General features: G+C 49.7%; 14 protein-coding genes and 6 pseudogenes. 1 reads left to right on the forward strand and 19 read right to left on the reverse strand.

Annotated features, from left to right (window positions below):
• The first annotated feature begins 194 nt into the window (after positions 1-194).
• Positions 195-1,535 (forward strand): TrkH family potassium uptake protein, encoded by a 1,341-nt coding sequence (locus BXP28_RS09115; RefSeq protein WP_023483854.1) that lies wholly within the window; start codon positions 195-197, stop codon positions 1,533-1,535.
• A gap of 210 nt (positions 1,536-1,745) precedes the next feature.
• On the opposite strand, the pseudogene BXP28_RS25545 reads toward BXP28_RS09115, so the two are convergent.
• The 19 genes and pseudogenes from BXP28_RS25545 to paaC form a co-directional block, all read right to left on the reverse strand.
• Positions 1,746-2,025: pseudogene (locus BXP28_RS25545) on the reverse strand (transposase); the annotation flags it as partial.
• Between the two features lie 29 nt (positions 2,026-2,054).
• A complete protein-coding gene (locus tag BXP28_RS09120) occupies positions 2,055-2,432 on the reverse strand; it encodes a hypothetical protein (RefSeq protein WP_023483853.1) in 378 nt (125 codons plus the stop codon).
• Positions 2,433-2,446: 14 nt separating this feature from the next.
• Positions 2,447-4,111, reverse strand: coding sequence for a hypothetical protein (locus BXP28_RS09125; protein ID WP_152532846.1), 1,665 nt, complete (start codon positions 4,109-4,111; stop codon positions 2,447-2,449).
• Positions 4,077-4,280 carry a hypothetical protein gene (locus tag BXP28_RS22680; RefSeq protein WP_144029700.1) on the reverse strand — a complete coding sequence of 68 codons (204 nt, stop codon included), beginning with the start codon at positions 4,278-4,280 and terminating at the stop codon, positions 4,077-4,079. The genes BXP28_RS09125 and BXP28_RS22680 overlap by 35 nt, the downstream gene beginning before the upstream one ends.
• 459 nt (positions 4,281-4,739) lie before the next feature.
• Positions 4,740-5,575 (reverse strand): annotated as a pseudogene (gene paaX, locus BXP28_RS09130) (phenylacetic acid degradation operon negative regulatory protein PaaX).
• 160 nt (positions 5,576-5,735) lie between these two features.
• A complete protein-coding gene (locus BXP28_RS09135) occupies positions 5,736-6,167 on the reverse strand; it encodes a thioesterase family protein (protein WP_036656444.1) in 432 nt (143 codons plus the stop codon).
• Positions 6,168-6,229: 62 nt separating this feature from the next.
• Positions 6,230-7,427: pseudogene (locus BXP28_RS09140) on the reverse strand (thiolase family protein).
• A 4-nt stretch (positions 7,428-7,431) separates the two neighbouring features.
• Positions 7,432-8,175, reverse strand: coding sequence for a 3-hydroxyacyl-CoA dehydrogenase family protein (locus BXP28_RS09145; protein WP_023483848.1), 744 nt, complete (start codon positions 8,173-8,175; stop codon positions 7,432-7,434).
• Positions 8,165-9,025: a 3-hydroxyacyl-CoA dehydrogenase family protein gene (locus BXP28_RS09150; RefSeq protein ID WP_023483847.1), complete on the reverse strand. Its 861-nt coding sequence runs from the start codon at positions 9,023-9,025 to the stop codon at positions 8,165-8,167. The genes BXP28_RS09145 and BXP28_RS09150 overlap by 11 nt, the downstream gene beginning before the upstream one ends.
• Positions 9,026-9,028: 3 nt before the next feature.
• Positions 9,029-9,818, reverse strand: a pseudogene (locus BXP28_RS09155) (enoyl-CoA hydratase-related protein).
• 12 nt (positions 9,819-9,830) lie between these two features.
• Positions 9,831-10,604 (reverse strand): enoyl-CoA hydratase-related protein, encoded by a 774-nt coding sequence (locus BXP28_RS09160; protein WP_036656441.1) that lies wholly within the window; start codon positions 10,602-10,604, stop codon positions 9,831-9,833.
• Entirely contained in the window at positions 10,601-11,956 is a 1,356-nt protein-coding gene (locus BXP28_RS09165; RefSeq protein WP_036656439.1) for a phenylacetate--CoA ligase family protein, read from the reverse strand. The genes BXP28_RS09160 and BXP28_RS09165 overlap by 4 nt, the downstream gene beginning before the upstream one ends.
• 11 nt (positions 11,957-11,967) lie before the next feature.
• A pseudogene (locus BXP28_RS09170) lies at positions 11,968-12,754 on the reverse strand (enoyl-CoA hydratase-related protein).
• 36 nt (positions 12,755-12,790) lie between these two features.
• The gene (locus BXP28_RS24160) at positions 12,791-12,976 is read right to left on the reverse strand and encodes a PaaI family thioesterase (protein WP_257125679.1); all 186 of its coding nucleotides are present in this window, start codon (positions 12,974-12,976) and stop codon (positions 12,791-12,793) included.
• 17 nt (positions 12,977-12,993) lie between these two features.
• On the reverse strand, positions 12,994-13,188 hold the full coding sequence (locus BXP28_RS24165; protein WP_257125680.1) for a PaaI family thioesterase: 195 nt from the start codon (positions 13,186-13,188) through the stop codon (positions 12,994-12,996).
• Positions 13,185-13,486: pseudogene (locus BXP28_RS09180) on the reverse strand (EthD family reductase). Before BXP28_RS09180 ends, BXP28_RS24165 begins: the two are co-directional and overlap by 4 nt.
• Positions 13,487-13,520: 34 nt before the next feature.
• Positions 13,521-14,981 (reverse strand): NAD-dependent succinate-semialdehyde dehydrogenase, encoded by a 1,461-nt coding sequence (locus BXP28_RS09185; protein ID WP_077585016.1) that lies wholly within the window; start codon positions 14,979-14,981, stop codon positions 13,521-13,523.
• A 78-nt stretch (positions 14,982-15,059) separates the two neighbouring features.
• Positions 15,060-15,551 carry a 1,2-phenylacetyl-CoA epoxidase subunit PaaD gene (gene paaD, locus BXP28_RS09190; protein ID WP_023483837.1) on the reverse strand — a complete coding sequence of 164 codons (492 nt, stop codon included), beginning with the start codon at positions 15,549-15,551 and terminating at the stop codon, positions 15,060-15,062.
• A gap of 13 nt (positions 15,552-15,564) precedes the next feature.
• Positions 15,565-16,398, reverse strand: a complete 834-nt coding sequence (paaC, locus tag BXP28_RS09195) for a 1,2-phenylacetyl-CoA epoxidase subunit PaaC (protein WP_023483836.1) — start codon at positions 16,396-16,398, stop codon at positions 15,565-15,567.
• Between the last annotated feature and the right edge of the window lies 1 nt (position 16,399).

Consider the following 16,399-nt stretch of genomic DNA (forward strand, 5'->3'; position numbering starts at 1 on the left):
GATTCGCAATCGGCGACCAATTTCGGACTTTTTTTTGCAAAAGCCCCATGCTGACATTATGAAGGAATTTGGGTCAATAATCAAAAGTCGTTTTCTTACATTTCAATTCTTTCGGGAATACTTTGAAGAAAGGTCCGATTTATTGTAGAGTGGTACTGAGCAAATTATGAATACCGTAAGAAAGAGATGATAGTTTGAGACTCAGATTCAAAAGGGCCTATTTAAGCCCTCAACAGTTTTTAGTAGTAGGATTTGCTTTAATTATTACCATTGGCACCATTTTATTAGCTCTGCCTGATGCATCCGCGAAAGGAATCTCTATCGGTTTTCTTAACGCCTTGTTCACGGCTGCATCGGCTACCTGCGTAACCGGTCTTGTCGTTCTGGATACCGGTACCCATTTCAGCACTTTTGGACAGGTTGTCATTTTGATGTTATTTCAGCTGGGCGGAATTGGCTTTATGACAACTACTACATGGATTGCCACCGTGCTTAGAAAGAAAGTGACGTTAAGAGAAAGGCTTATTTTGAAAGAATCGATGAACCAGAACAAAGTGGAAGGCATTGTACGATTAATCCGCAAAGTGGTCATGTACTCTGTCTGTATAGAACTGACGGCCGCTCTGCTGTTTGCTTTCCGCTGGTCACTGGAAATGCCGTTTAGCAAGGCTCTGTACTATGGTTTCTTTCATGCGATCTCTTTCTTTAACAATGCCGGATTTGATCTCTTTGGGGAGTTTCAGAGTCTGACTCCCTATGTAAATGACGTGTTCATGAATGTCCTTTCCGTATTTCTGATTTTACTTGGCGGAATCGGATTTATTGTCATGTCCGATCTGATCGAATACCCCAAAACGCGGAGGCTCTCTTTACATAGTAAAGTGGTGCTTGCCACATCCGGCATTTTGCTGTTTTTGGGAACGGTCGTCATTCTCATCTGTGAGTTTACCAATTCACGGACGTTAGGATCACTTGATGGAGGAAACCGGATCCTTGCCTCCTTCTTCCAGTCAGCCAGCCTCCGTTCTTCCGGAACAAGTACACTGGATATTACCGAGATGAGGCAGGCCACCCAGTTCTTCATGGTGGTCATGATGTTTATCGGAGCTGCTCCGGGTTCAACCGGGGGAGGAATAAAAGTAACCACGTTTGCCATTCTTGTTGTCTCTGTGATCACCATGCTCCGGGGTAAAGAAGATGTCGTCCTTTTCCGGCATCGTCTGTCCAAAAACCAGATTTACAAGGCCATTACAGTAACCTTAATATCTCTGATGCTGATCGTGGCATCTACCATGATTCTATCAACTACTGAGGGAAAGGACTTTCTGGTCATTTTATTTGAAGTTGTATCCGCATTCGGTACGGTAGGGTTCAGCATGGGCCTTAGTCAGGACTTATCTCTATTTGGTAAAATACTGTTTGTAGTGCTAATGTTTGCGGGCAGGTTGGGACCCGTCACCTTAGCTTATGCTATTCAGTCCAAAAAGAGAAAGGATTTGTACCGATATCCGGAAGGAAAAATAATAATTGGATAAAAGGGCCGCGATCTGCTTCTTTCTGCACGACGGGTGGTCAGACTCCACTTTAAAATCCCCCTGAACCAGGTTAGGCAGGGGGATTATTTTAGCGTATTTTGGTTACCGGATACGGATGAGGCAGTTCAATGCCTGCCCTTCTCACAATGGCTTGTGCGGTTTCCTGTAACCAACCGTGTATCAAAACGTGGATACGAACCCTGGGTATTCGTACATGGCATCTACCAATACAAACGGAAACTGGCTGTCACCAAGCGGACGATTGCTCCAAGCAAGTACGATGAGATGATATCTGCTCCACACAACTCCTCCGTGATTTGAGTAATTTACGAGTAGAGTCAATATTCACAGGCCATCCCCATTAAGTCTAATACAAAGGCTTGTTCGCTTCGTTGATAACGGGTAAATAAATCGGTAGAGAACTTGCCGTCCCGAATGCGTGGGAGTTGAGAGTAAGCATACCTGCACGTGTCGTGAGCTTATACGGGTATAAGCTTCACAAGTTGCCCTTCATCCGTTTCATCCTACCCAGTCCAACAATTGATTTTCCTTTTCTTCTGTCCATTCGAGGTTTATCCGATGAATATACTCTCCGTATTGGCCGCGAGTATAAAAAAAGATGTCCTTGGAATTGGCCAAAACTAAATCCAAAGTTGCTTCTCGCGCGCCTAACTCTTCAGTTAACCAGTGCCAGACCTGTTCCCGTGGAACCTCTACACCTTGTTCTAATATATATTGTTCCGTAACCGTATATAGGTTAAGTTCCTCCCAATCTTGATTGGCAAGTGCCACTAGCGGATATCGGATAAATTTGAATTCAACATCTTTTTCCACCTGCATCAAATCATAGAGCAAAAATTCCTTCATCTCTTCGAATAACAGGTTAATATGAATCACAGGATGTTTATCTGTTAGTTGCGCAGCTGGTCATATAATTGCTGTAAGTCAACTTCTTGAAGCATATAAAAATCTCTTAAACCTATAACGCCAAAATCAACACGAACAAAATCAGAATCTGTTGTCAAATTATAATCCACAGTAAAACTTTTCCAGCCCCGACGAGTAACAAATTCCTCCTTTAACTCTTCTATCGAAACCGGCTGATTACGCTCTCTTATATAACTCTTCATCATTCCCTGAAGCCATGCTTGCCAATCTTGTATCGCTTGTCCGATCGCTTGGGTCATACGTTCTTCATGATTCATCTGCCGCCAAGCAGCTTCATCTTCCAGCTGTTGTCTGTATATAAGCAATTTACAGAGCTGCATATAAAATTTTTGAACAGCAGTCCGGCCCACCCCATCATAAGTCAGAAGCTTTTCGAATTGATAAGGCAACTGCCCGACTGTCTTTATACCAGAATAGTGAAGTTCTAATATCAATCTAGGCATACCTGTAAAGATCGTTTCATCAAGACTAAAATGATATTCGTTCTCTGTTAAGACGAACTCCTCTTCCTGCCAATTTATTCTACCCGTCTCCCTTACCTGAGCCATACTGCCTGACATATAGATCATGGAAGTTTGCTTGCATCCTGGATAGTCCCCATTCATTCCCACAAGTTTCTTTAACTGTGTAAAAAATTTGGCTATCGCCGTTGGTCCGACTCCCTTTATTCTGCTTCGCAATAGGAATAAATCTCCAGGAAGCTCTCCAAGATAAGAGATATTCCACTCCTTTTTGATCCCGTTTAGTAATACATTGCACCCTTGAAACGGTAATTCTCCAATCGGTGTATCGCATAAATGACTCGGCAAAATAATTTGTTGTCCGTTCATTCTAAAAACCATCTCTGTAGAAACCGAAGATGAACTAACCTCTGTTTTCTTCTCCTTTTGTTCAATATTCTTAAGGCGGGCAACTGTTTCTTCATGCCGTCCACGTAATAACCAAGCTAATGATGAAATGGGAATACTGCTGAGTTGTGCAGATACCGTTATACCAAACCGTTGAAGCAGAAGGCATACATTTGGAGCAAGAATTTCATTTAACATAATATCCTCCTGCAAACGGCCAATCTGCTTCCCTCCGTGTTCGTGTTGCAACTTCAGAAACCTTCCGAGCTTGCCTTTAAATTGAAAGCCAAAAAACCACAAATGAACCAAAATATCATGAAGCAATTTAGGCTTCTCTTCATATAATTGAAGCAGCCTTCCCTCATTCCAGTCACCAAACGTCTTAGCCCCAAACTTATCAGACAAATCAACCAGTCTAGCAGAAGCAAAGCCCTGAATCTGCTGTTGTTTCAGATGCTCAGGAATCCATATTGTATTTTTCGCTGTAGTACATTTACTTTCATTCGTTTCATCCCTTGAAATCCGATCTGCATGCAGCTCTTGAGAAGAACAAAGACCTGTTTTTTCAGGTTGGTTCACGGGTGAGGAGCCACCTACGACAATAGAACCGGGAGGCAAGGTTTCGTCAGTGGCTTCGGAGTTCTCTACTAAAGGTGCCGGCCATAATCCTTCTTTCCGTTCAGGCTCCTCTTCCTTTTGCGTAAGGAATCCATCGTTTTGTTGAAACATTTTTTCCAAGTAAAAATCAGGCTGACCGTTTTTGGGTTGAATTACTGCCATTTCGGGCAAATCGAAAATACAAGCCATGATCTTTATATTTCCATAGTTCCTCCTTAAATTTACAGCCGCCCACGACCCAGAGCACTCTCCCATTCGGTCGTTTATCTACCACTTCGTAACCTTGCTTCCGCAGATGCTCACCATCAAATCCGATGTTTGTAGTTGCCATGCTGTAATGGATCCTCCCTAAATTATCCCAAAATAGCCCTGTAATACTAAAAATAACAACGCCAATCAAAAGAAAAGCTCCTTCAATTGGCAAGCTAGGGCAGCTCTCTAATCTTCCCAAAATCGTTCATATTTTAGCTTCGATACCCCGCTTATTCCCCATGTATCCGCTCCCCTTATGAAATAATCGACATTAACTTATATAACCAACATTACATCATCTTTTTTCGGGAATATAGTTGGATGTACTTCTCTCTATGAATATCAGAATAAAAAAAGTCCCTCATCCGTAATGGATGGGGAACTCGTGATAACCCCCTTCATTAACCTGTAAATGCAAACTCACTTTAAAGCACAGAAGTAGGAGGTTCATGAAGCTTGCGAAAAAACTAAAACGCTGTGTACTTACTTTGATCCTCTCTTGTACAAGAAGGAGATTCTCCACCAAAGCCTAATCGGCTCAAGACCGAAGCCCATCGGGAGAAGATTCATATACTTGTTCAAAAAAACGGCTGGCTCCAGGGTGCAGCAAATCATAGTAGTTCTGGAATAACTGATCCGCTTCCTTGCCGAGCCAAACCTCCGGAAGCAGCTCTTCGGGGAAATCGGGGTCTATGAACAGAAACTTCCGGTACTGGTGGACCAGCTTGGTCTTTTCCACGAAGCAATAGCCATCTGGAACTGACTGCCCTTTCTCCATTTTGCTTAGCAGACTGTCATAACCCGGCCGGTATTCGTCGATAAACTCAGCGTATGCGGCATTGATATCCTCAATGTTCCAACATTTCTGCACCAGCTGTCTAGGCTCACTCCACGCGACATGGTCAGCCCGGAAAATTTCCACATGATCGGTAATGCCGTGTGATTCCACAATCTCCTTTACTCTATCGGCAAGGTCGTTCGGACTAATCCACGTACTCGTTGTTAACATGCCAAATCCGAGCCAGGCCAGCTCTTTGCGCAATTGATCCCGCATTCCCCGCTGTTTCTCGGGAATGTTATAACTGGCAATGCACCATTTACCGTTCCACTTGTCGGTCTCCTGCTTGTAAATGCGCGCTGCTGCCTCGTCCAGACGCTTCTTTCCGCGGGGAGACATCGAGTAATAGCTGCGATTCCCTACCTTAAGCGATTCCAGCCATCCCTGACGCAGCATGCGCGAAATAGCGGCACGGACCGCCTGTTCGGTCAAACCGAATTCACCCATTAAACAGGTCAGGCTTCCGACCCAAATTTCACTGCCGTAATGCCGGACGTACCACCGTAAATGGTAAACAGCATGGATTGCGGCCTCACGTTCACCCACTCCTAGTTTGATTCATCTATATTTGGCAAATATTATCTTGTCAAATTGTATCACATAAGCCTTTGGAGTAAAACGCTCTTTGCCGCCGATTTCAGCAGCCGAATGGCTTATCGAACCACTGGGTAACGGAAAACTTCCTGTAATACGCGTCTAGTGCTGCTTTTCAGCCTTTTGCCGATTTTCCACCTTTTGGCTCAATTCCATGAACCGCTGTGTAACCGCTTTTTTATCGAAAATCGCTTGTGTAAACGACCCTGTCCCGACCGGATTATACTCCGTCTCGGCAGTAACATGGCAAATAACGCGCTTCGGCGAAACCTCAGAACAAACGGCACGGAATGTCACGGTTTGCCCTACCACAGCCGGTCCGACGTGTTTGATGTCAAGGGCATATCCCGATCCTTCTTCCCCCTCTTCGAGGAATGGTACAATCATCTCGCGCCCTGCCTTCTCCATGTAGTAAATCATCATGACCGTGGACATCACTTCGTGTACTACCTTTCCATCAAAAGCAGGCCGCATGTCGGATGTCACTGTAACGTCAAATGATACGGCAGCACCTGGACGCAACCCTGGCTTCATGTCGCTTCCCTCCCTACCGGGGTTTTTGTAAACCCGCGCTTATAGGCATCTTTATATATTCGTTATACACGCTCGATAATTGTGGCAATACCTTGCCCAACGCCAATACACATCGCGGCCAGCCCATAACGGGCATCCCTGCGTTCCATCTCATGGAGCAAGGTCGTCAGTATCCTCGCACCGCTGCATCCAAGCGGATGGCCAAGTGCGATAGCCCCCCATTGACATTCACCCGGTCGGGATCGATGTTTAATTCGCGAACGCTAGCAATGACCTGTGCGGCAAATGCTTCATTGATCTCGAACAAGTCGATTTCCCCGATTGATAATCCGGACATCTTCAATACCTTACGTGTAGCCGGGACGGGTCCGATTCCCATGACGGCCGGATCGACACCTGCAACCGCAGAAGCTACTACCCTCGCGCGCGGCCGCAGCCCGAGTGACTGTGCTGTCTCCTGCTCCAGAATAAGCAGTGCTGCGGCTCCGTCATTAAGGCCGGAGGAATTTCCGGCTGTGACGGTTCCCCCTTGCTTGAAGGCCGGCTTCAACCTCTGCAGCTGCTCCGGTGACGTTCCTGGACGGGGATGCTCATCTTGTTCGAATAACGAAATCTCGCCTTTTCGTCCGGTAATTTCCACCGAAACAATTTCATCCGCGAATTTTCCTGCCGCGTGGGCTTCGGCATACTTCCGTTGGCTGGAAAGCGCGAACTCATCCTGTTCCTCCCGGCTAACACCGTATTGCTCTGCGACGTTTTCTGCGGTTTCTCCCAAGCTGATGGGGGGTAAACGGCGGCTAGCTTGTCATTGGTCATTCTCCACCCCAAAGTGGTATCGTATATATGCTGATGACCCCGCTGAAAAGCCGCTTCCGGCTTCAACATCACGAGCGGGGCACGCGTCATGCTTTCCGTTCCGCCGCCAATATAAGCATGGCCGGCTCCCGCAATAATCGCATAGGCGCTCTGATTGACAGCCTCCATGCCTGAGCCGCAAAGGCGATTCACGGTTACGCCTGGTACTTGTACCGGCATTCCGGCAAGCAGCAGTGTCATCCTCGCGACATTGCGGCAATCCTCCCCCGCTTGGTTGGCACAGCCAAAGATTACGCCACTAATCCGCTCAGGGTCGACCGGATTCCGCTCCAGCAGCCGCCGAATGACCAAAGCTCCCAGATCATCGGCGCGTACGTTTTTAAGCGCTCCTCCGTACCGTCCGATTGGTGTCCGCACTGCATCAATAATTACGGGCGTCCCCATATCTTCAACCTCCATCGTCATATGAATAGAACCCTTGGCCGCTTCGCAAACCTACCCTGCCCGCCAGCACCAGCTTGCGGAGCAACGGCGCAGGCCGATAGCGTTCTTCTCCCAAATCGCGATGCAATCCGCGAATCACCGCCAGGACATCATCCAACCCGATGCGGTCCGCCCATTCGAACGGACCGAACGGATAACCTGTTCCCAGCTTCATAGCGGTATCAATATCTGCAGCAGATGCAGTTCCTTCCATTAAGGCAAAGGCTGCTTCGTTCACAAGCAAGGAAAGAATACGGGGGAATACCAGACCCGTCTCGTCTTGAACGATTTCCACATTTTTACCCAGGGAGCGGAAGAAGGCTTCTCCCTGGTTCAGTGTATGGGCTGACGTCTGAAGGGCAGGAGCCACCTCTATGAGATCCCGTTCCTCCAGCGGAGCAAACGTGCCGAAACCGCATACCCGTTCCGGCCTCCGTGCCCATGCGGCTATCTCCGTTGCCGTAATGGCAAGAGAGGTGGTAAATATCGGGACGCCCGGTTCCAACAGTCGCTCCATTTTTCGTATAGTAGCCTGCTTCTCCCCTAAATCAGAATTGCTCATTTCTATCGCATACTTAAACTGAATTCGGGAACCGCTATTCTCCGTTTCCGCCAATGATACGGCCCAATATCCGTTTTTCTCCAGAAGAACAGGCATTTCTGTGTTCAAGGGTCCGGACCCGGCCAGCAAAACCGCGTTACTTGTCATATGGATAATAACCCTCCCCAGACTTTCTGCCCAAGCTCCCGGCCTGTATCATCCGCTGTTGGATACGGCTCGGCTTAAAACGGCTCTCATGGAAAAATCGGGTATAGACAGATTCCGTAGTAGCATAGTTAATATCGATTCCGATCAGATCCTGCAGCTCAAACGGTCCCATCTTAAAGCCGCCGGCCTGCTTCATGATGCGGTCAATCTGCTCCACGCCGGCTATGCGGTCATTCATGATACGCAGCGCCTCATTATAGTAGGGACGGGCCACACGGTTCACAATGAAGCCAGGCGAATCTTCGGCCAGAACGGGCGTCTTGCCCAATTCCCGGGCGAACCGGCAGGCGGCCTCTATTGCCTCTTCTCCCGACCTGTGTCCGCGAATGATTTCAATTAGGGGCATAACGGGTGCAGGGTTAAAAAAGTGGAAACCAATAATGCGTTCGGGATAGATCAAACCGCCTGCAATCTCTGTAATCGAGAGGGACGACGTATTGCTCAACAACAGCGCGTCGCTTCGGCACAGTTCCGTTAGCCGGGTAAAAATTACCCGTTTCAGCTCCGGCTTCTCGGGCACCGCCTCGATGACGATATCACATTTTCCGAGCAAGGCAATATCTTGGACTGGTGTGACACGTTCGTACGTTTCATGCCGCTCCTGTTCTGATATTCTTCCTTTCGCAGCATCTTTGTTTAGTATGGAAGCGATATATAATTGGGCTTTATCCAGCATCTCCTGCTTAATGTCGTGCAAATAAACGCGGTATCCCTGCCTTGCGCAAACAAGGGCAATGCCGTCTCCCATCGTGCCTGCACCGACTACGCCAACCGGATAAGTATCCGCCATGAGCTATACCCCCTTGAACAAAGGAAGCCGCTTTTCCAAAAAAGCTTGTATTCCTTCCCTGTGGTCTTCTGTATTTCCGGCAATTTCCTGAGCGTACGCTTCATATTCCAGCACCTGCGCCAGACTCATGTCCAGTCCTTTATGCATCGTTCGTTTGATGAGTCCGATAGCGCGCGTCGGCATCTGGGCCAACTTGGCCGCCAGTTGTCCGGCCTCAGCAGAGAACTGCTCCGCAGAGCATACACGATTGGCCAGACCAATACGATAGGCCTCTTCCGCCGAGATGCGTTCCCCGGTTATGGACAGTTCCATCGCCTTGCCCAAGCCGACAAGGCGTGGCAAGAAGTAACAGCCCCCGAGTCGGGAACAAGACCGATCTGACGAACGCATTTACAAAATAAGCCTTCTCTGACATGATGCGCAGGTCACAAGCCAGAGCAATGCTCATGCCCGCACCTGCAGCAGCGCCATTGATCACGGCAATAACCGGTTTTTCCATTTTGCATATCTGCATAATGAGCGGATTGTAACGTTTGCGAAGTACTTCCCCGTGACTCGAAGCAGTTTCTTGTGTATCCGCTCCCAGCACATCGCCCAAATCCTGCCCCGCGTTAAATGCCTTGCCTGCCCCCGTCAGGAGAATACACCGGACCTCCTCGTCTCTTGCCGCTTTTTTCAATGCGCTGGACATTTCCTCAAGCATCTGCCCGGTAAAGGCGTTGTACTTATCCGGCCGGTTCATCGTCAATTGAGCCACGCTCCCGGATATTTCGTACAGAATCGTCTCATACATCGTCCAAGCCTCCTACCTGCCCCTGAATAGAGGACTTCGTTTTTCCATAAAAGCCTGCATACCTTCCTTCTGATCGTCACTGGCAAATAACAGATGAAAGCATTGGCGCTCATAATCTAATCCGTCCGCAAGCGGATGATCCTGTGCTTTACGGACGGCCTGTTTAATCAGGCGAACGGAGAGCGGCGGCTGGGCCGCAATGCGCTTTGCCAGCTTCAAAGCCTCCCTGAAGTAGAGTTCGACAGGTGCTACCTTATTGACCAAACCGTACCGAAGCGCTTCTTCCGATGTCATTGTATCCCCGGTCAGAAGCAGTTCCATCGCCTTGCGCGTTCCTACCGCTTTGGTCAGCCTCTGCGTCCCTCCGGCGCCAGGCATCACACCCAGCTTAATCTCCGGCTGGCCGAACCGTGCCGTTTCCGAGGCCACAACTAAATCGCAGCTCATCATTAACTCGCATCCCCCGCCGAGCACATGTCCGCTTACTGCGGCAATGATAGGTTTCGAAATGCCTCCGATACAATCCCATACGGCAAACTGCCGATTCAGCAGCATGGACACTGCCGATTCACCGGCCATTTCCGTAATATCTGCCCCGGCGGCAAAAGCCTGATCGGTTCCCGTAATCACAATAGCTCTGATAGTATCGTCCACGTCCATTCTCTCAAGTTCTGTAACGAGTTCTTGCATAAGCTCCCGGTTCAGGGCATTAAGCACTTTCGGACGATTAAGACGAATAATGGCAACATTCCCCTCAGACGATAGCTGGATATAGCGCCTCGTCATCCCGCTTCCCCCCCTTTTCCTTCTTGAATGGCTGCCGACCGTCTTCGATTATCGACGATGCGGACTGCTTTTCCTTCGCTGCGGGCAATATTGTTCGGTTCGTTCACATGCAGTACAACCGAGACGCCAAGCGAGCTTTTGATCGCTTTTCCCATGTCCTTGACCAATTCAGCTACCTCCTTGTTTTCCTCAACTCCCCCTACCCTGTTCCTGTATTCGGGTGTAACTTCGCAATGAACCTCAAAACGGTCAAGGGCGTTGTCGCGTTCAATGGCTACCTGATAGTGAGGAGCAAGCTGGTCGAAACTCAGGAGCACCGCCTCCAGCTCAGTCGGGAAAACGTTGACACCGCGAATAATAAGCATGTCGTCCACTCTTCCCTTAACTCGTGACATCCGCATGGTTGTACGGCCGCATTTGCAAAGACCGGGGTCGAGTGATGCAATGTCACCTGTACGATAACGAATGACCGGAAAAGCCTCTTTCGTCAGCGATGTGAACACAAGCTCTCCTTCTTTTCCGAACGGCAGCGTCTCACCCGTCTCACGGTCGATAACTTCCGCCAGAAAATGATCCTCGGCAATATGCAAACCATCCTGCGCCTCGCAGCATTCGATCGCGACCCCTGGGCCCAGTACCTCGCTAAGGCCATAAATATCGAGCGCCTTGATACCGAGAGCATCCTCTAAATGGCTGCGCATCTCCTCCGACCATGGCTCCGATCCGAAAATACCGTACTCAATACTCGTTTCGCGTGTATTAATTCCCTGCTTTCTCATTTCCTCGACGAGATTTAAGATATAAGACGGTGTGCCCGATAGTCCACGCGGCTTGAAATCCTGAATGAGCATAATTTGCCTGTACGTATTCCCCCCGGATACGGGCACAGCCACTGCACCCAAACGTTCTATGCCGTAATGAAGACCGAGTCCTCCCGTAAACAATCCATAGCCATAAGCGTTGTGAAAGATATCCCCTGGCCTGCCGCCGGCACAGCAAATCGCGCGGGCGACAATCTCGGCCCAGGTTTCAATATCCTGTTTCGTATAACCCACGACGACAGGCTTTCCCTTTGTGCCCGATGAACCGTGCAGGCGTACTATTTCTTTCATCCTTGCCGAAAATAAGCCGAAAGGATAGTGTTTACGCAAATCGGACTTCCGCATGAATGGAAGACGCTTCAAGTCATCCTGAGACTGAATATCGTCCGGCGTAAGACCGCACCGATCCAACGCCGTCCGATGAAAGGGCACATTATAGTACGCCCGCTTGACCGTTCTCCGTAGTCTCTCTAATTGAAGCACCTGCAGCTGCTCACGTGGTACCGTTTCCATTTCGACATTGAATATCACGCACTTCCCCCCTACTCCCCGCGGAAAACGGGCTTTCGTTTCTGCGCAAAAGCAGCCAGAGCCTCTGCCCGATCCTTCGTCGGGATGATCAATTCATAGGCTTGGGCCTCAAGCTCCAAGCCATTGTACAGATCAATGCCCGCCTCCCCGGTCAATTGCGTATTTCGCTTGATAAACCGCAAGCGGCGCGTTGGCGGTAATTTCGTCCGCCAATGCCAATGCCATCCGCCGGAGCTGGTCCGCCTCATCCGCCACCCCGTTCAGAAGCCCTAAATGAAGCGCTTCCACAGCGGTGATTTTACGGGCGGTCAAAATGAGCTCTTTGGCTCTTGCCGGACCAATAAGTCTCGGCAGACGCTGTGTTCCGCCCGCACCGGGAATAATACCGAGGCTCACCTCGGTGAGACCCATTCTTGCATCCCGGACAGCATAACGGAAATCACAAGCGAGTGCTAATTCGAAACCGCCGCCGAAGGCATACCCGTTTATCGCGGCGATGGTCGGCTGAGGAAGCTATTCCACCGCAGTGAACACATTGCGGATCGTACGAACATTCCGGCGCACCTGCTGCTCCTTCAGCGTTCGCCGCTCTTTCAGGTCAGCCCCCGCACTAAAGGCCCGACCTGCCCCCGTAACGATGACCGCACGAATATGCCTCGGATTCTGCCGGATCTCCTCGACAATCACGCCGAGACGGACCAATGCGGCGTAATTAAAGGCGTTCAGTTCGTCCGGCCGGTTTAGCGTTATGATCGCAACCGGCCCGGCCTGCTCCAACTTGACTGTTGATTGCTCCATATTCTCACTATCCTTCCGCTACCCGTATTACGAGATTTATTCCCGCCGATTCAATTGGACGCGCACATATGTCCCTGAAGTAACCGCGACGAGCTTCCCGTCGCAAGTAATCCTTGCTTCCGTCACAATCAGCTTGCTTCCGCGCCTCAGCACCTTGGCATCGGCGATGAGCAATTCCCCTTTAGCCGGGGATAAGTAATTGATTTTGCTTTCAACGGTCACACACTGCTGCACCCCGTCTACCGGGGCGCAGCAGCATGCCCCATGGCAGCGTCAGCCAATGCGTTAGTGACGCCTCCATGGACAATACCTTCGATACTGTTATGGAATTCGGGTCTTATTTTCATCTGCATCACACAGCCATTGTCATTCAGCTGCATAACTGTCATGCCGAGAAGATCATTGAATCGGTTGCGGTTAAACGAACGGCTCACTCATGAACCTCCGCCATATGCATCGTTACCACTTTGCCGGCGAATCCCATAAGATCCTTTCCGGATGCCCAGCCCTCCGGAGAAGATAGTGCTGCCTTCAAGGCTTCCTTCGATTCAAAATACATTTCGGCAATCAGGTACAGATCGCTCTCTCCCCAGGTGAACCATATATTTTCCCCACTTCCATCTTTAAAAGGCCCGGCATCTTAGCCGCTAGCGGTGCATGCGTGTTGAAGTAATGCTGATTAAAGGCTTCCATATCTTCCGGCTTACGGTATATAGCTATCAATTTGACCATTGTAAATTCCTCCTTATAAAACCTAAATATTTTTTTATATTCCGAATGAAATAAACTTCGTTTCCAAGAACGCTTCCAGTCCATGGCGACCGCCTTCACGGCCGATTCCGCTTTCCTTCCAGCCACCGAATGGGGCCTGGGTTTGTGTCGGTGAACCGTCGTTAATCCCGATTATTCCATATTCCAACTCTTCAGCCATCCTAAAACAACGGCTGTTGTTCTGCGTGTATACGTATGCCGCCAATCCATACGATGTATCGTTCGCCATCGCGATGACCTCCGCTTCGTCCGTAAACGGTATAATTGGCACAACCGGACCAAACGTTTCTTCGACCGCAATGTCCATCTCCTTGGTTACATCTGTAACCACGGTCGGTTCGCAGTAGAAGCCTCTGCCATATTCGCCCTCGGTTAACCGATTGCCGCCATACAGGACCCGGCCGCCTTTATCTTTAGCATCCTGAATATGACGGAGCACTTTATTGAGCGAACGCTCGTTGATAAGCGGCCCGATTTCTGTGTCCTTGCCGCGGCCGTCGCCCACTTTCGCTTTTTTCAGCCGTTCAATCAGTTTCCCGCTGAAGGTATCCGCTACCGATTCGTGTACGTATAGTCGGTTCGTACAGATACACATCTGCCCGGAATTACGAAACTTGCTCTCGAACAACCCCTCGACGGCCGCATCCAAATCCGCATCATCGAAAATAATGAATGGCGCGTGGCCGCCCAGTTCAAGGCTGACCCGCTTGATGTTATTGGCTGCCCCTTCCATCAGAAGCTTGCCTACACGCGTTGAACCGGTAAAGGTGATTTTACGCACTTTCGGGTTTTCGGTCAGTTCCTGCCCCACAGATTCCGGATTGCCGATGACCAGGTTAGCGACTCCTTTAGGGAAACCCGCTTGCTCAATCAGTTCAAACAGCCGAATCGCACTTAATGGAGTGCTTTCCGCAGGTTTCAGAACAACGGTACAGCCGGCTGCCAGTGCCGGCGCAATCTTCCGGGCTACCATGTTGGCAGGAAAGTTCCACGGGGTGATAGCTCCGACGACACCGACAGGCTGGCGGTTAACTACGATTCGCTTGTTCGGCACTGAAGACGGGATCGTTTCTCCATATACCCGTTTCGCTTCTTCCGCATACCACATAAAGTTGTCGGCCGCCCCCAGTACCTCTCCCTTGGCTTCACGAAAAGGTTTGCCCATCTCCGCCGAAATGATACCGGACAGCTCGTCACGATGGCTGCGAACCAATTCGTAAAGATTATGCAAATATTTTGAACGCTCGCGTGCGGTCAAGCGGGACCAGCCCTTGAATGCCTGATGTGCCGCCTCAATGGCGAGCTTGGCATCTCTCGCGTCACCATAGCTGACAACCCCTACTTCCTCGCCTGTTGCGGGGTTAATGACGTGCAGCGTATCTTTGCCTTCCGCCTGCACCCACCCTCCGTTGATGAACATCGACTTTACTGACACTGTTTGCATGCTTTTTTCCATAGTTCCCTTCCCTCCCGATACTCTCTGTCATGCATGGATGATCAGAGGTTTTGATAAGCTCTGTCTGATTATGAACATTCAGGTTGCTTTCAGCGCTTCAAACGGATTTTTACATTGACTGCAATATAAAATGCTTCGGCAAGCCGCCGGCCCGAACAAATTGTCCAGCCGGGTATACGGCGAATCACAATAAGGGCAGCATATTTCCCAAGTCTCACCCGGCCTGCAGCCGCGCGGAGGCGGAACGATACCGAATGAACGCAGCTTTTCCCGTCCTTCATCATTAATGCGGTCGGATGTCCATATGGGCCGCCTCACGAAGTTGACCTTAACCTCGCGTACGCCATCAATTGAATCCAGCTTCTCGCAAATGTTGTTTTTCATTATCTCCAGGGCAGGGCAGCCAATAAAGGTGGGCAATACCTCGATAGTAACGACTCCTTCCATGACCGTCGCCTTGTGGATCATGCCCATTTCTATCATGCTGACGGCGGGAATCTCCGGATCTTTGACATCCTGCAGAAGTTCCCAGATCCGTTCTATTTGCAATACCGGTGTATCATGTACCATAGCCGGTCCCCCTTTACCAACTGGCAGCAGGGTCCAGCCGGTATACCTCCGCCATTGTGGTGACGGCTTTCACCAGGTCATTGGTATGCTGCCCTTCGCGTCCGTTTTGTTTGGGAATACCCCAATCCCCCGGCCAATCGATTTGTGCGGACGCAAACATGCTCCGTGCATCGGCAATCCACCGTTCTGATAAAATATCCTCACCCTCAATCAGACCAAATCTAACAATAGAAGCGGACAATCTGCCAAGTAAAAACAAATCGCCGATGTCGTTCCAGGCCTGTTGCAATGCCGCAGTTAATTTACTCCGCGCATCGTCTGTGCTGAGGGCCAGCCGTTGAAACCACGAATGCCAATACCGCATATGATAGTGGTGCTCGCCTTGCATTTTTCTCGCAGTCTGCGCCAGCGGCACATAGGAACACCGGGTCAGAGCTTCCAGCCGGATTTGCTTGAAAATACCGTACAGCAAGCAGCGAACTATCGCGTAAGCCCAGTCATAGTGCGGCTGATCCGCATAATCCCCCGGCCCGTTCGGGCGCTCGACAAGAACCGAATTGCGGAATCCATCCGGGTCGCGCATGTGTGCCAGGTCGTCCGCATTGCCGGTTCCCAGCTCCTCCAGCATTTCATACAGCATTACCGCATGCCCCATCATGTCCTGCGACATGGATGAGAAGGCGACATCTTCTTCGATATGGGGAGCCAGCCCCAGCCATTCCGATCCCCGGTAAGACAAAATATAATCATCGTCTGCAATTTGTAATAGCAAGTCCTCCAAAGCATGTTTATATTCAGGATTGCGCTTTGCCTCTTCCGCCGTCTCTACATATATAACTTCCGACATG

This window comes from Paenibacillus larvae subsp. larvae (assembly GCF_002003265.1).
GTDB lineage: Bacteria > Bacillota > Bacilli > Paenibacillales > NBRC-103111 > Paenibacillus_H > Paenibacillus_H larvae.

What these genes read in the sequence shown, in the direction of transcription:
- BXP28_RS09125 (WP_152532846.1), bottom strand. Translation starts at nt 4,111, where the DNA reads ATGGCAGTAATTCAACCCAAAAACGGTCAGCCTGATTTTTACTTGGAA.
- BXP28_RS22680 (WP_144029700.1), bottom strand. Translation starts at nt 4,280, where the DNA reads ATGGCAACTACAAACATCGGATTTGATGGTGAGCATCTGCGGAAGCAA.
- BXP28_RS09135 (WP_036656444.1), bottom strand. Translation starts at nt 6,167, where the DNA reads ATGAAGCCAGGGTTGCGTCCAGGTGCTGCCGTATCATTTGACGTTACA.
- BXP28_RS09145 (WP_023483848.1), bottom strand. Translation starts at nt 8,175, where the DNA reads ATGACAAGTAACGCGGTTTTGCTGGCCGGGTCCGGACCCTTGAACACA.
- BXP28_RS09150 (WP_023483847.1), bottom strand. Translation starts at nt 9,025, where the DNA reads ATGGCGGATACTTATCCGGTTGGCGTAGTCGGTGCAGGCACGATGGGA.
- BXP28_RS09160 (WP_036656441.1), bottom strand. Translation starts at nt 10,604, where the DNA reads ATGACGAGGCGCTATATCCAGCTATCGTCTGAGGGGAATGTTGCCATT.
- BXP28_RS09185 (WP_077585016.1), bottom strand. Translation starts at nt 14,981, where the DNA reads ATGGAAAAAAGCATGCAAACAGTGTCAGTAAAGTCGATGTTCATCAAC.
- paaD (WP_023483837.1), bottom strand. Translation starts at nt 15,551, where the DNA reads ATGGTACATGATACACCGGTATTGCAAATAGAACGGATCTGGGAACTT.
- paaC (WP_023483836.1), bottom strand. Translation starts at nt 16,398, where the DNA reads ATGTCGGAAGTTATATATGTAGAGACGGCGGAAGAGGCAAAGCGCAAT.